A 14,413-nucleotide genomic window follows, 5' to 3' on the forward strand; every position below is an offset into this window, starting at 1 on the left:
GTGGGAGGAGGTAAGGGATGAATCGGATCTTCCGGAATACCATCTTTTATTTATTAATATTTTTAGTCATTATTGGAGTTGTCAGTTTTTTTAACGGCAACAATGAACCAACTGAGCACATCTCTTATAATAAATTTGTCGATTATCTAGAAAGTGGCGAAATAACGTCGGTTTCATTACAGCCTGAGAGAGGTGTTTTTGAGGTACGTGGGCAGCTTGAGGGATATGAGGAAGGAAAATACTTCCTGACTTACATCATGAATAATGATAATATCCTTGACCGAATTGATGAAATGGCGAAAACCTCAGATGTTGAAGTAATGCCTGCGAAGGAAACAAGCGGCTGGGTAACATTCTTTACTTCAATAATACCTTTCATCATTATCTTTATTTTATTCTTCTTCCTGCTGAACCAGGCGCAGGGCGGAGGAAGCCGTGTTATGAATTTCGGCAAAAGCAAAGCCAAGCTTTACGATGAAAGCAAGAAGAAAGTGCGTTTTAAAGATGTAGCAGGAGCCGATGAGGAAAAGCAGGAGCTTGTTGAGGTCGTTGAGTTTCTTAAGGACCCGCGCAAGTTTGCTGAACTTGGAGCAAGAATTCCTAAGGGGGTACTTCTTGTAGGACCTCCGGGAACTGGTAAAACCTTGCTTGCACGTGCTGCTGCCGGTGAAGCGGGAGTGCCGTTCTTCTCTATCAGCGGTTCTGATTTCGTAGAAATGTTCGTAGGTGTCGGGGCTTCCCGTGTCCGTGACTTATTTGAAAATGCGAAAAAGAATGCTCCATGTATCATCTTTATTGATGAGATTGACGCCGTAGGGCGCCAGCGTGGCGCTGGACTTGGCGGGGGCCATGATGAACGTGAGCAGACCCTTAATCAGCTTCTTGTAGAAATGGATGGGTTTGGAGCTAATGAAGGGATTATTATCATTGCTGCAACAAACCGCCCGGACATTCTTGACCCAGCATTATTGCGTCCGGGACGTTTTGACAGACAGATTACGGTTGACCGCCCTGATGTTAAAGGCCGTGAAGCAGTGCTTAAAGTACATGCCCGCAACAAGCCTTTGGATGAGTCAGTTAACTTAAAGAGCATCGCCATGCGTACACCTGGATTTTCGGGTGCAGACCTTGAAAATCTATTGAATGAAGCAGCGCTTGTAGCTGCCCGCCGAAATAAGAAAAAAGTCGATATGGAAGATATCGATGAAGCAACAGACCGCGTAATAGCTGGACCAGCCAAGAAAAGCCGTGTCATTTCCAAAAAGGAAAGAAACATTGTTGCTTTCCACGAGGCAGGCCATACAGTTATTGGTTTAGTGCTTGATGAAGCTGAAATGGTTCATAAAGTAACGATCGTACCTCGTGGCCAGGCAGGCGGCTATGCTGTCATGCTTCCGAAAGAAGACCGTTACTTCCAGACAAAGCCCGAGCTTCTTGACAAAATTGTCGGCTTGCTGGGTGGACGTGTTGCTGAAGAAATCGTGTTCGGCGAAGTAAGTACAGGTGCCCATAATGACTTCCAGCGTGCGACAGGCATTGCCCGCCGCATGGTAACCGAATTTGGTATGAGTGACAAGCTCGGGCCATTGCAATTCGGACAGTCACAAGGCGGCCAGGTTTTCCTTGGACGTGATTTCCATAATGAACAGAACTATTCAGATGCTATCGCATATGAAATCGATCTTGAAATCCAGCGCATCATCAAGGAATCTTATGAAAGAGCGAGAAAGCTCTTAACAGAAAATCGTGATAAGCTGAATCTGATCGCAAATACATTGCTTGAAGTCGAAACGCTTGATGCAGAGCAAATCAAGCATTTATCGGAACATGGCAGGCTTCCTGACCGTGCAGTGGCTGCCATTGAAAGTGCCGATGACGTTAAAGTGAATATCAGCATTAAAAAAGATGATCCTGCTGATTCAGGCGAAATTCCTGAAGCACGGGAAGGTTCAAGCCCTGCAGAAGCGGATACGCCTCCTGCTATTGATGAGGAACGTAAGGATAAATAAGAAAAAGCGCCTTTTAGGCGCTTTTTTTGCTGGTTTTTATACTTGTTTTCATACTTGCCCAGGCAAATGGCATTTCCTATTACACGAATCTATAAGAGTTATGATATGATGTTTGCAGTGTATAAAAAATTAAGCGTTTGCGCTTTTGCGAAATAAATATAAAGTGGTGAGAAGGTTGATCTTTGTTTTTGATGTAGGAAATACTAATATTGTTCTGGGTGTCTATGACCGTGATGAATTAAAACATCATTGGAGAATTGAAACCAATCGCAATAAAACAGAAGATGAATATGGAATGATCATTAAGTCTCTGTTTGAGCATGTAAATCTTTCTTTTTCTGATATAGACGGCATTATTATTTCTTCTGTAGTGCCGCCAATCATGTTTTCACTTGAAAGAATGTGCCAGAAATATTTCCATGTTAAGCCCCTTGTTGTAGGACCAGGGATAAAAACAGGATTGAATATTAAATATGAAAACCCGAGAGAAGTTGGTGCAGACCGTATCGTCAATGCAGTGGCAGCGATTCATGAATATGGGAGCCCGCTTGTAATTGTTGATTTCGGAACAGCAACTACCTATTGTTATATAAATGAAAATAAGCAGTATATGGGCGGAGCGATTGCTCCGGGAATAGGAATTTCAACTGAGGCGCTTTATTCGCGTGCCGCCAAGCTTCCAAGAATTGAAATTGCACGCCCTGACCATATTGTTGGGAAAAATACAGTTGCCGCCATGCAGGCAGGCATCTTATATGGTTACGTAGGCCAGGTAGAAGGTATAGTAAAAAGAATGAAGGACCAGGCCGCCGAGAGCCCGACTGTCATTGCGACTGGAGGGCTGGCCAGTCTTATTGCCCAGGAGTCTAAAATCATTGATGTGGTTGATCCATTTTTAACTTTAAAGGGTTTGCAGATTATTTATAAACGAAATATGGAAACCCTAAAAAAATAGCACGTTAGATTAAAAAAGAGCCGGTGTTAATAAGTGGCGGTTTCTGGAAAGGAGCAAGAAATGAGCGATTATTTAGTAAAAGCACTTGCCTATAATGGCCAGGTTCGTGCCTATGCGGCCCGCACTACGGGAACAGTAGGAGAGGGACAGCGCAGGCATTATACTTGGCCGACTGCTTCTGCTGCACTTGGCAGAGCGATGACTGCCGGCGTAATGATGGGCGCTATGCTTAAAGGTGATAATAAGCTGACAATCAAAATTGAAGGCGGCGGTCCGATTGGCGCTATTCTTGTAGACAGCAATGCAAAGGGAGAGGTGCGCGGTTATGTTACAAATCCGCAAACACACTTTGACCTTAATGAGCAAGGCAAGCTTGACGTGCGCCGCGCGGTCGGTACGGAAGGTACATTAACAGTAGTTAAAGATATTGGGATGAGGGACCATTTCACAGGACAAGTTCCTCTCATTTCCGGAGAACTAGGGGAAGACTTCACCTACTACTTTGTAACTTCTGAGCAGGTACCATCTTCAGTCGGAGTGGGTGTATTAGTTAACCCTGATAACACGATTCTTGCTGCGGGCGGATTTATTCTTCAGTTAATGCCTGGCACTGACGAAGAGACCATTACAATCATTGAAAACAGGCTTAAAGAGATTCCTCCTATTTCAAAACTTATTGAGCAAGGGTTGACGCCAGAGGAACTGTTGGAAACCATTTTGGGCAAAGACCAGGTGAAATTCCTTGAAAAAATGCCTGTTTCCTTTACATGCACATGTTCAAAAGATCGTTTTGCCAATGCGATCATCAGTTTAGGGAAAAATGAAATACAGGAAATGATTGAAGAAGATGGCCAAGCTGAGGCTTCCTGCCATTTCTGTAATGAAAAATATCATTATTCAAAAGAAGAGCTGGAAGAACTAAAGAAAGAAGCGGAATAATTGCATATCGGGTCAGGAATATAAGAAGTGATTATGGACTTTGATCAATGTCTAGCTTCAGCGCCTACCCCCTCGAGGTCACAAGCCAATCCTCCCAGAAAGGTAAAGAATACCTTCCCAGGAGGCTCGTCTTGTGCTTGTCTGGGGTGAGCGAGGCGCTTACGCTTTTCTTGGGGGAGGAGCAGTTGGAAAAGAAACACCTATGGATGGTTATTGCTGGACTGGTTTTACTCAATTGTGTCACACTAGCTTTTTTGCTTTTTAGAGACGATGGAAGCAATGGGGAAGCAGTAGCAAAAGTCGGCAAGGATAAGATCACTCGGCAGGAGTGGCTGAGTGAAATGGAAGTAAGATATGGGAAAAGTACCTTAAATGAGTTGATTGACCAAAAGGTTATTGAAAACGCCGGAAAAAAGTACGGCATTAATATTTCGGACCAGGCAGTGGACCGAGAATTGAAAATGGTTAAAACAATGTATGGAAGCGATTTTTCTGAACAGACAACAGAAGATAAGTGGAGAAGGCAAATAAAAAACAATCTGATACTTGAAGAGCTTTTGACGAAAGATGTAGCTGTTTCAGAAGAAGAAATGAAGCAATACTATGAGCAAAACAGCAGCCAATTTAATGTGCCTGACTCTTACCGCATTTCTCAGATTGTCGTAAAAACAAAAGAAGAAGCGGAACAAACCTTGAAGGAATTAGAGCAAGGATCCAGCTTTTCTGTGTTGGCGATGGAACGTTCTATCGATGAATTTACGGCTAATCAGGGAGGCAATGCCGGTTATATCAGTGAAGATGATGAGCACATAGCAGAAGACTTCCTTAAGCAGGTTAAAAACTTAAAGCAGGGGGAATGGAGTAAGGCGATTAAAACCGAAGAAGGCTATGCAGTTGTCAAGCTGCATGAGCATCTTAAAGGTGAAAGCTATTCCTACAAAGAAGTAAAAAACCTAATAAGACGCCAGATTGCTCTTGAGCAAATGGATGTCCCGGTTTCGGCAAAGCCATTTTGGAAAGAAACGGATGTTGAATGGTTTTACGGAGAAGAAGAAGTACAATAATGATGAAAAACACGGAAAGTTTCCGTGTTTTTTTCTACATAAAAAAATAAGAAGGTTTTTTTGTATGTGAGTATGAATAATAATTAAGGGTAATTTAATCAAGATGACAAAAGTATGAATTTTCTTTTAAATGGGCAATTATATGTTTCAAAATAATTGACATCACCAATAAAAATTGGTAAATTTGTATTAAACCAATAAAAATACTCGGAAATAAGGAGTGGGGAAAATGGTACGCGTAGCAAATACAATCGCAGATCTTGTAGGCCAGACACCAATTGTGAAACTAAATCGTTTAGTTGATGAAAATAGTGCAGATGTTTATTTAAAACTGGAATATATGAATCCGGGAAGCAGTGTTAAAGACCGTATTGCCTTGGCAATGATCAATGCTGCAGAGAAAAGTGGAAATCTGAAGCAGGGCGACACCATTATTGAACCAACGAGCGGTAACACAGGAATTGGTTTAGCTATGATTGCGGCTGCAAAAGGATATAAGGCAGTTTTAGTAATGCCTGAAACCATGAGTATGGAGCGCCGCAACCTGCTTCGTGCTTACGGTGCCGACCTTGTCCTAACACCTGGGCCTGAAGGAATGAATGGAGCGATCCGCAAGGCAACAGAATTGGCTAAAGAAAATGGCTATTTTATGCCGCAGCAGTTTGAAAATCCTGCGAATCCGGAAGTTCACCGTTTAACAACAGGACCTGAAATTGCAGAGCAAATGGGAGACCAGCTTGATGCCTTTATTTCAGGAATTGGAACGGGCGGAACGATTACAGGGGCAGGAAAAGTGCTTCGCGAAAAGTATGAAAACATTAAAATATATGCGGTTGAACCGACTGATTCACCTGTGCTATCAGGCGGAAAGCCAGGCCCCCATAAAATCCAGGGAATTGGAGCAGGATTTGTTCCAGATACTCTTGATACAAAGATTTATGATGAAGTCATTCAAATATCAAATGATGAGGCGTTTGAATATGCCCGCCGCACGGCCAAAGAAGAAGGAATTCTTGGCGGCATCTCCTCAGGTGCAGCCATCTGTGCAGCATTAAAAGTTGCTAAAGAGCTTGGCAAAGGCAAAAAGGTGCTGGCAATTATTCCAAGTAATGGAGAGCGTTATTTAAGTACTCCTTTATATCAATTCGAAACCGAATAATAATAGAGGCAGCGGTCTATTGGCCGTTGCCTTTTTGTGTTTAATTTTACTTGGCAGTATCCAGAAATGCAATTTTAGACAAAAATTATGAAAGCTTGCCCTACATCATGTATGATGAAAAAAGAGAAATATTTAGGGGTGACTTTCTATTGAATCAACTTCACATACATGCAAAAAAGATATCTTTTTCATATAATCGTTTCTTCCGCCAATATCGCAGGCTGGCAGAAGGAAGAGAGCATCATGTTTTGCTTGAAAGCGGGAGAGGCGGCCGGTACAGTATCGCAGCTTTTGATCCGGAAGCAATTTTAACGGGTAAGGATTCAAAGCTTGAGATACGCCAGAATGGCCAAAAACAAATACTTGAAGGAAATCCTCTTCACTTAATGCAGGATTGGCTAAACCAATATCAAGTTGAAAAGCTGGAAGAACTCCCTGATTTCCAAGGCGGTGCTATCGGGTTTATCAGCTATGATTACGCACGCTATATTGAAAAACTTCCGAATGATGCAATAGATGATCTCCGAATTCCTGATATACACTTTTTTGTATTTAAAGAGTTCTTTGTTTTTGACCATGAGAAGGAAACACTTTGGCTGCTTTTCTTATATGAAAAAGGTGAAGAGCAATCAATTGATGAGAGAACTAAGGGGTGGGAACAGAGCTGGCAAAAAAATGATACAGAGCCTGCTGCTAAAGTTGGACACCAGCAAAGTGCCAATGATCTTGATGTTTCCATGAATGAAGAAGAGTTTATGGCTGCTGTTAGGAGTGTACAGGAATATATTTCTCAGGGAGATGTGTTCCAGGTAAACCTATCCGTGCGCCAAAGCCGCCCCATTCAAATTGAAGCAATGGAGATATATGAACAGCTGAGGTCTTTAAATCCGTCGCCGTATATGGGTTATTTTCATACCCCTGACTACCAGCTTGTAAGCGGATCACCGGAGCTTTTGATTAAGAAAAAGGGAAGTGAAGTCAGCACGCGTCCGATTGCGGGGACAAGATCCCGCGGGAAGGACCATGAGGAGGACCTTAAGCTAGCCAGTGAGCTGATCGAAAATGAGAAAGAGCGTGCAGAGCACGTTATGCTGGTCGATTTAGAGCGAAATGACCTAGGCAGGGTCTGTAAATATGGAACAGTTACAGTTGATGAATTTATGGTGATTGAAAAATACTCGCATGTTATGCACATTGTCTCCAATGTAAAGGGACAAATAGAAGAGGATAAAAATGCAGTTGATTTAATCGATGCTGTATTTCCTGGCGGCACAATCACGGGTGCTCCAAAGGTCAGGACGATGGAAATTATTGAAGAGCTGGAGCCGGTTACAAGGGGACCTTACACTGGTTCGCTTGGATGGATTAACTTCAGCGGCGATCTGGAGCTAAATATCATTATAAGGACGATGCTTGTGAAGGAAGGAAAGGCGCATGTTCAGGCAGGTGCCGGTATTGTAATTGATTCCAATCCAAAGAATGAATATAAAGAATCGCTGAAAAAAGCAATTGCTCTTTGGAAAGCAAAAGAACTCGCAGAACAGGCAAAAGGGGATCAGCTATGATTTATATGATCGATAATTATGATTCTTTTACTTATAATCTCGTACAGTATCTAGGTGAATTGGGTGAAGAGCTAGTTGTTAAAAGAAACGACGAGACTTCCATATCCCAAATAAGCGGTCTGCAGCCCAAATTTTTAATGATTTCTCCCGGGCCGTGCAGTCCGAATGAAGCGGGCATCAGCCTCGAAGCGATTGAAGCATTTGCAGGTAAAATCCCTGTTTTTGGCGTTTGTCTTGGCCATCAGTCGATTGCACAGGTGTTCGGTGGTGATGTGGTGCAGGCGGAACGGCTCATGCACGGAAAAACATCCGAGATTTACCATGACGGGAAGACGATATTTAAAGGACTGCCCAACCCATTCCCGGCTACCCGCTACCATTCATTGATTGTCAAAAAGGAAACTCTTCCTTCTTGCCTGGAGGTTTCTGCCTGGACGGCTGAAGGAGAAATAATGGCCCTGCGCCATAAGAAGCTTCCGGTTGAAGGAGTCCAGTTCCATCCCGAATCAATTATGACTACAGCCGGAAAGGAATTGCTGCAGAATTTCATTAATCACTATAAAACAACCTTGCAGACAGAGGGGCTGTAAACCTTGTATCTCTATTTGAACGGCAAAGTGGTAAAAAAAGAAGAGGCAGCCATTTCCCCTTTCGATCATGGCTTCTTATATGGCATGGGGCTTTTTGAGACCTTTCGAGTATATGAAGGACATCCTTTTTTGCTTGATGACCATCTGGAGCGGCTTAATCAGAGTTTAGATGTTTTAAATATAGAAGCGAGTTTTACAAGGAGTCAATTGGCCGAAGCATTGGAACTGCTACTTAAAAAAAACGGATATAAAGATGCGTATATCAGGATGAATGTATCAGCGGGTATGGGTGAGATTGGCCTTCAAACAGACCCTTACACAAAACCGAACACGATCATATTCTGCAAACCGCTTCCCCCGAGAAGCGCCAGGCAGGAAAAGCAGGCAGTACTGCTGAAAATCCCCCGCAATACACCTGAAGGAGCAGAACGATTAAAGTCACATCATTTTTTAAATAATATCCTTGCAAAAAGAGAAGCAGGAAATGATCCTGGAACAGAAGGCGTACTTTTAACAAAAGAAGGCTTTTTAGCCGAAGGGGTTGTATCAAACCTATTCTGGATTAAAGATCATGTACTATTCACTCCTTCTATTGAAACAGGCATCCTTAATGGCATTACCAGAAAATTTGTTATCAGGCTGGCAGAAACAATGGGATTGAGTGTGCGAGAAGGAATGTACAGGCCAGAGGATGTCTGGAAGGCAAATGAAGCTTTCGTAACCAATTCCATTCAGGAAATTGTCCCGATCTCTTCGTTTGGTGGTCACTCAATGCCTGGTCTTTCCGGTGAAAAAACATCAAAGCTCCAGTCAAGCTATGAACGTTACTGTGAATGTTTGTGGAGCAGGAATGAACTGTAGGAGGTTTCATAATGTCTAAAACAACAATCCAATGTGGCCCGTATACATTAGACTACGGCAATAAAACGCTTGTTATGGGAATTCTGAACGCAACGCCAGATTCCTTCTCGGATGGAGGCAAGTACAATCATCTTGATCAAGCGATAAAACATGCAACGGAAATGGTTGAAAACGGTGCGGATATTATTGACGTTGGGGGCGAGTCAACCCGTCCTGGATTTGCTGCAGTACCTGCACAAGAGGAACTGGAAAGAGTTCTTCCTGTTATCGAGGCGATTTCAAAGGAAGTAGATGTTCCGATATCCATTGATACCTATAAGGCTGAAGTAGCGAAGCAGGCAATTGAAGCCGGAGCGCATATTATCAATGATGTATGGGGTGCTAAGGCAGATCCGGATATGGCATCTGTCGCAGCAGAGACCCAAGCTCCGATCATTCTAATGCATAATCGCAAAGACATGGAATATACTTCGTTTTTCCGTGATGTCATGAATGACTTGTATGAAAGTATCACCATGGTTAAATCAGCAGGTGTAAAGGACGAGAACATCATTCTTGATCCGGGTATTGGTTTTGCGAAAGATCTAAACTATAACCTGGAAATGATGAGAGATTTGGACAAGCTCGTTGCAGTGGGCTATCCTGTCCTGCTTGGAACATCGAAAAAACGGATGATTGGAACCATCCTGGACCTTCCTGTTGAAGAGCGGACAGAAGGGACAGGGGCAACTGTTTGCTACGGCATCCAAAAGGGCTGCCAAATAATCAGAATTCACGATGTGAAGGAGATGAGCAGGATGGCAAAAATGATGGATGCCCTGATGGGAAAAGGTGAGTATAATGGATAAAATATATGTCAACCAAGTGGAATTCTACGGGTACCATGGCGTCTTTCCTGAAGAAACCCGTCTTGGCCAGCGTTTCGTTGTCGACCTGATCGTGGAAACAGACTTAAAAAAGGCCGGGGAAACAGATAATCTGGAGGATTCCATTAATTATGGCGAGCTGTACACGGTTTGCAAAGAAGTTGTAGAAGGAAAGCCTTATAAGCTTGTAGAGGCAGTAGCTGAGAAGCTGTCAGGGGAACTGCTAGGACGTTTCCCGCTGATTTCCCAGCTAACTGTTAAAGTGATCAAGCCCGATCCGCCCATTCCGGGCCACTATAAATCGGTTGCAGTTGAAATTACGAGGGGCCGATAATGGAGAATACAGCTTTTATTGCGCTTGGTTCCAACATTGGCAACCGCTTTGAAAATTTAAAAGAAGCCATCGAAAAGATTGGTCGGCTCCCTGAAGTTGGGGTGGTAAATACTTCTTCTATTTACGAAACCGATCCGGTTGGCTATGAAAATCAAGAACAATTTCTCAATATGGCTATCCAAGTTTCAACGGCTTTAAACCCTTTTGAATTACTGGATGCATGCCTTGAAACAGAATTGGATCTTGGAAGAAAAAGGGATATTCGCTGGGGTCCCCGCACAATAGACCTTGACATTTTGCTGTATAATCACGAAAATATTGAAACAGAGAAGCTTATTGTTCCTCATCCTCGGATGCATGAAAGAGCATTTGTCCTTATTCCTCTTTTAGAGATTGATTCCAGCATCAGGCTTCCGAAGATGGAGAGGCCTCTTAGTTCAATACTGGAAGATATACCTGACAGAGAGGGAGTACGGATATGGAAGCAGAAAAATGGGGAAGACGTATTCGCGCTTTTCGAAAGTTAAAAGGCTTTACACAAGAAGGTTTTGCGAAAGAACTGGGTGTATCGGTTTCAATTTTGGGTGAAATTGAAAGAGGAAATCGATTGCCGGCCCCGGCCTTAATTGAGCAGATCGCTTTTGCGCTTAATGTTACACAAGAAGAATTGGCTCCGAAGCAAGAGCACGATTAATATATAGGTCTGAAATCTATAAGGAGGTACAATGATGTTCAAAATTGGCGAAATCGAGATGAAAAACCGTGTTGTTCTGGCTCCGATGGCCGGAGTGTGCAACTCGGCTTTCCGTCTGACTGTTAAAGAATTTGGTGCCGGCCTTGTATGCGCTGAGATGGTCAGCGATAAAGGAATTGTTTTTAAAAACGAAAAAACAATGAATATGCTATACATCGATGAAAGAGAAAAGCCGCTAAGCCTGCAGATCTTTGGAGGCGAAAGAGAAACACTTGTTGAAGCGGCCAAATTCGTTGATAAAAATACAAATGCAGATATTATCGACATCAATATGGGATGCCCTGTTCCAAAAATCACAAAATGTGATGCAGGTGCCAAGTGGCTCCTTGATCCGGATAAAATTTATGAAATGGTCTCTGCAGTAACAGACGCTGTTGAAAAGCCTGTTACAGTGAAAATGCGCATGGGCTGGGATGAAGATCATATCTATGCTGTTAAAAATGCTCAAGCTGTTGAGCGTGCAGGCGGTAAAGCAGTAGCCCTTCACGGCCGTACACGTGTGCAGATGTATGAAGGAAAAGCGAATTGGGATATTATTCGCGAGGTAAAACAGAATATCAACATTCCGTTAATCGGAAATGGTGATGTGCAAACACCTCAGGATGCAAAGCGCATGCTGGACGAAACTGGCTGTGACGGTGTCATGATCGGCCGTGCTGCACTTGGAAACCCATGGATAATTTACCGAACAGTGAAATATCTTGAAACTGGAGAATTAATGGGTGAGCCTCCAGTACGCGAGAAAATTGATGTTTGTATTCTTCACCTTGACCGCCTGATTTCACTAAAAGGCGAAAATATCGCGATCCGCGAAATGAGAAAGCATGCAGCATGGTACCTAAAAGGAATCCGCGGCAATGCAAAAGTCCGCAATGCCATCAATGAGTGCAATACAAGAGAAGATCTTGTGACTCTATTAAACGCTATTGTCATTGATGCAGAAGAAAAAGAAAGAAACCAAATCCAGGCTGGATAAGCGGCATAAAGTTTGACATGCTGTCGTTCTTTGCCTATAATACTTTTGATACAAAGAAACTGCCAGTGCATGAACTGGCAGTTTTTATTCTATTTAAATATTTGGGATGTCTGTTTTAACCTCATTGTGTAAAATAATAGAGATATACATTATTGAACTCGCAGTCCTTATGCTTACATAAAAAGATTTACAAAATGGAGATGATTTCAGTGAGCCAGAGTCATGAAGAATTAAATGACCAATTAAAAGTAAGACGCGAAAAAATGAACAGTCTTCGCGAAAAGGGAATGGATCCGTTCGGGAAACGCTATGAGCGTTCTCATCAAAGCCAAGATCTGATTACACAGTATGGAGAGCTGGAAAAAGAAGTTATTGAAGAAAAGAATGTTTCTGTCACACTGGCTGGCCGAATCATGACAAAACGCGGAAAAGGAAAAGCCGGCTTTGCTCATATACAAGATTTGTCAGGCCAAATACAAATCTATGTCCGTAAAGACGCAGTCGGAGAAGATAACTACTCTATTTTCGAATCTGCAGACCTAGGGGATATTGTAGGGGTTACCGGAACACTGTTTAAAACAAAGGTGGGCGAACTGTCTGTCAAAGCCCAGGAGTTTGAACTTCTGACAAAATCTTTACGCCCACTTCCTGATAAGTTCCACGGATTGAAAGATGTTGAACAGCGTTATCGCCAGCGTTACCTGGATCTGATTATGAGCCAGGAAAGCAAGCAAACTTTCATCACACGCAGCCGCATTATTCAATCAATGCGCCGTTATCTTGATGACCATGGATATTTGGAAGTAGAAACGCCTATGATGCATTCGATTGCAGGTGGAGCATCAGCACGTCCTTTTATTACACACCACAATGCTTTGGATATGGAGCTTTATATGCGTATAGCCATTGAGCTCCACTTGAAGCGCCTAATTGTCGGCGGCCTTGAAAAAGTTTATGAAATCGGACGGGTATTCCGGAATGAAGGTATTTCAACCCGTCACAATCCTGAATTCACGATGATTGAGTTATATGAAGCATATGCAGACTACAGAGATATCATGAGTTTGACTGAAAACCTCATCGCCCATATCGCCCAGGAAGTGCTTGGAACGACTACTGTTCAATATGGTGAGTACGAGGTAAACCTTAAACCTGAATGGAAAAGGCTTCATATGGTAGATGCCATTAAAGAATATACAGGCGTTGACTTCTGGAAGGAAACAAGCAAGGAAGAAGCACAGCAGCTTGCTAAAGAGCATGGGGTAGAAATTAAAGACAACATGGAATACGGCCATATTGTTAATGAATTCTTTGAGCAGAAGGTTGAAGAGAAGCTTATTCAGCCAACATTTATCTATGGACATCCAGTAGAGATTTCACCGCTTGCAAAGAAAAACGCCGAAGATCCGCGTTTTACAGATCGTTTTGAGCTATTCATTGTAGCGCGTGAGCATGCAAATGCATTCACTGAGCTAAATGATCCAATTGACCAGCGTGAACGTTTTGAAGCGCAGCTTAAAGAACGTGAGCAAGGCAATGATGAAGCCCACATGATGGATGATGACTTCATTGAAGCTCTTGAATACGGTATGCCTCCAACAGGGGGACTGGGCATCGGAATCGACCGCATTGTTATGCTATTAACAAACTCTCCTTCTATTAGAGATGTTCTGTTGTTCCCATTAATGCGCCATCGTTAATTAATTAGTTCTATTTAAAAAGGCAAAGCACAGGTGATGTGTTTTGCCTTTTTTATTTGTCTAAATTTGAGTGTGAAAATCTTCAATGGAAAGGGCTTGGGATGAGGCTGATTGCACAAGCAGATTAGGATGCATTTCCTTCTTTTATGAGCAGAATAATGGGAATATTTTTTCTTTCTTTATTATGAATAAAAAAGAAAAAAACATATTGCAACTTGTCTGTTATGGTGATATATTTATATTCGTTGCTGCGAGACAGTGACTTACAAAAAAAGATTTCAAAAAAGTTATTGACTCAGACAACTGAATCTGATAAGATAATAAAGTCGCCTTAAGCGACGGATTGATCTTTGAAAACTGAACGAACAAAAACGTCAACGTTAATTCTTTAGTCTTTTTAAAAAAGACAACTTATGAGCTTAATCAACTCTTATATGGAGAGTTTGATCCTGGCTCAGGACGAACGCTGGCGGCGTGCCTAATACATGCAAGTCGAGCGGACTTCTGGGAGCTTGCTCCCAGAAGTCAGCGGCGGACGGGTGAGTAACACGTGGGCAACCTGCCTGTAAGACTGGGATAACTTCGGGAAACCGGAGCTAATACCGGATAATTCTTTCCCTCACATGAGGGAAAGCTGAAAG

At 42.6% G+C, this 14,413-nt stretch carries 14 protein-coding genes and 1 rRNA gene; all 15 read left to right on the top strand.

What is annotated here, in order from left to right; translation table 11 throughout:
* The first annotated feature begins 17 nt into the window (after positions 1 to 17).
* Positions 18 to 2,009 carry an ATP-dependent zinc metalloprotease FtsH gene (gene ftsH / locus IQ19_RS24555; protein ID WP_144546047.1) on the top strand — a complete coding sequence of 664 codons (1,992 nt, stop codon included), beginning with the start codon at positions 18 to 20 and terminating at the stop codon, positions 2,007 to 2,009.
* 175 nt (positions 2,010 to 2,184) lie between these two features.
* Positions 2,185 to 2,964 carry a type III pantothenate kinase gene (locus tag IQ19_RS24560; RefSeq protein ID WP_144546050.1) on the top strand — a complete coding sequence of 260 codons (780 nt, stop codon included), beginning with the start codon at positions 2,185 to 2,187 and terminating at the stop codon, positions 2,962 to 2,964.
* A gap of 60 nt (positions 2,965 to 3,024) precedes the next feature.
* Positions 3,025 to 3,903 carry an Hsp33 family molecular chaperone HslO gene (gene hslO / locus IQ19_RS24565; RefSeq protein ID WP_144546052.1) on the top strand — a complete coding sequence of 293 codons (879 nt, stop codon included), beginning with the start codon at positions 3,025 to 3,027 and terminating at the stop codon, positions 3,901 to 3,903.
* 185 nt (positions 3,904 to 4,088) lie between these two features.
* A complete protein-coding gene (locus tag IQ19_RS24570) occupies positions 4,089 to 4,967 on the top strand; it encodes a peptidyl-prolyl cis-trans isomerase (RefSeq protein WP_144546054.1) in 879 nt (292 codons plus the stop codon).
* 229 nt (positions 4,968 to 5,196) lie between these two features.
* Positions 5,197 to 6,126 (top strand): cysteine synthase A, encoded by a 930-nt coding sequence (gene cysK / locus IQ19_RS24575; protein WP_144546056.1) that lies wholly within the window; start codon positions 5,197 to 5,199, stop codon positions 6,124 to 6,126.
* Positions 6,127 to 6,275: 149 nt separating this feature from the next.
* Entirely contained in the window at positions 6,276 to 7,691 is a 1,416-nt protein-coding gene (pabB, locus tag IQ19_RS24580) for an aminodeoxychorismate synthase, component I (protein ID WP_144546058.1), read from the top strand.
* Positions 7,688 to 8,281, top strand: a complete 594-nt coding sequence (gene pabA, locus IQ19_RS24585) for an aminodeoxychorismate/anthranilate synthase component II (RefSeq protein ID WP_144546060.1) — start codon at positions 7,688 to 7,690, stop codon at positions 8,279 to 8,281. The genes pabB and pabA overlap by 4 nt, the downstream gene beginning before the upstream one ends.
* A gap of 3 nt (positions 8,282 to 8,284) precedes the next feature.
* The gene (gene pabC / locus IQ19_RS24590; RefSeq protein ID WP_144546062.1) at positions 8,285 to 9,142 is read left to right on the top strand and encodes an aminodeoxychorismate lyase; all 858 of its coding nucleotides are present in this window, start codon (positions 8,285 to 8,287) and stop codon (positions 9,140 to 9,142) included.
* A gap of 11 nt (positions 9,143 to 9,153) precedes the next feature.
* Positions 9,154 to 9,990: a dihydropteroate synthase gene (gene folP, locus IQ19_RS24595; protein ID WP_144546065.1), complete on the top strand. Its 837-nt coding sequence runs from the start codon at positions 9,154 to 9,156 to the stop codon at positions 9,988 to 9,990.
* Entirely contained in the window at positions 9,983 to 10,342 is a 360-nt protein-coding gene (folB, locus tag IQ19_RS24600; protein WP_144546067.1) for a dihydroneopterin aldolase, read from the top strand. The genes folP and folB overlap by 8 nt, the downstream gene beginning before the upstream one ends.
* Positions 10,342 to 10,869 carry a 2-amino-4-hydroxy-6-hydroxymethyldihydropteridine diphosphokinase gene (gene folK / locus IQ19_RS24605; protein WP_144546069.1) on the top strand — a complete coding sequence of 176 codons (528 nt, stop codon included), beginning with the start codon at positions 10,342 to 10,344 and terminating at the stop codon, positions 10,867 to 10,869. Before folB ends, folK begins: the two co-directional genes overlap by 1 nt.
* The gene (locus tag IQ19_RS24610; protein ID WP_144546071.1) at positions 10,821 to 11,036 is read left to right on the top strand and encodes a helix-turn-helix domain-containing protein; all 216 of its coding nucleotides are present in this window, start codon (positions 10,821 to 10,823) and stop codon (positions 11,034 to 11,036) included. The genes folK and IQ19_RS24610 overlap by 49 nt, the downstream gene beginning before the upstream one ends.
* 34 nt (positions 11,037 to 11,070) lie before the next feature.
* Positions 11,071 to 12,072 carry a tRNA dihydrouridine synthase DusB gene (dusB, locus tag IQ19_RS24615; protein WP_144546081.1) on the top strand — a complete coding sequence of 334 codons (1,002 nt, stop codon included), beginning with the start codon at positions 11,071 to 11,073 and terminating at the stop codon, positions 12,070 to 12,072.
* A 200-nt stretch (positions 12,073 to 12,272) separates the two neighbouring features.
* Positions 12,273 to 13,772 carry a lysine--tRNA ligase gene (gene lysS / locus IQ19_RS24620; RefSeq protein WP_144546083.1) on the top strand — a complete coding sequence of 500 codons (1,500 nt, stop codon included), beginning with the start codon at positions 12,273 to 12,275 and terminating at the stop codon, positions 13,770 to 13,772.
* 431 nt (positions 13,773 to 14,203) lie between these two features.
* Positions 14,204 to 14,413, top strand: a 16S ribosomal RNA gene (locus IQ19_RS24625); the annotation flags it as partial.

Source organism: Cytobacillus oceanisediminis (genome assembly GCF_007830235.1).
GTDB classification, from domain to species: Bacteria; Bacillota; Bacilli; order Bacillales; family Cytobacillaceae; genus Cytobacillus; species Cytobacillus oceanisediminis.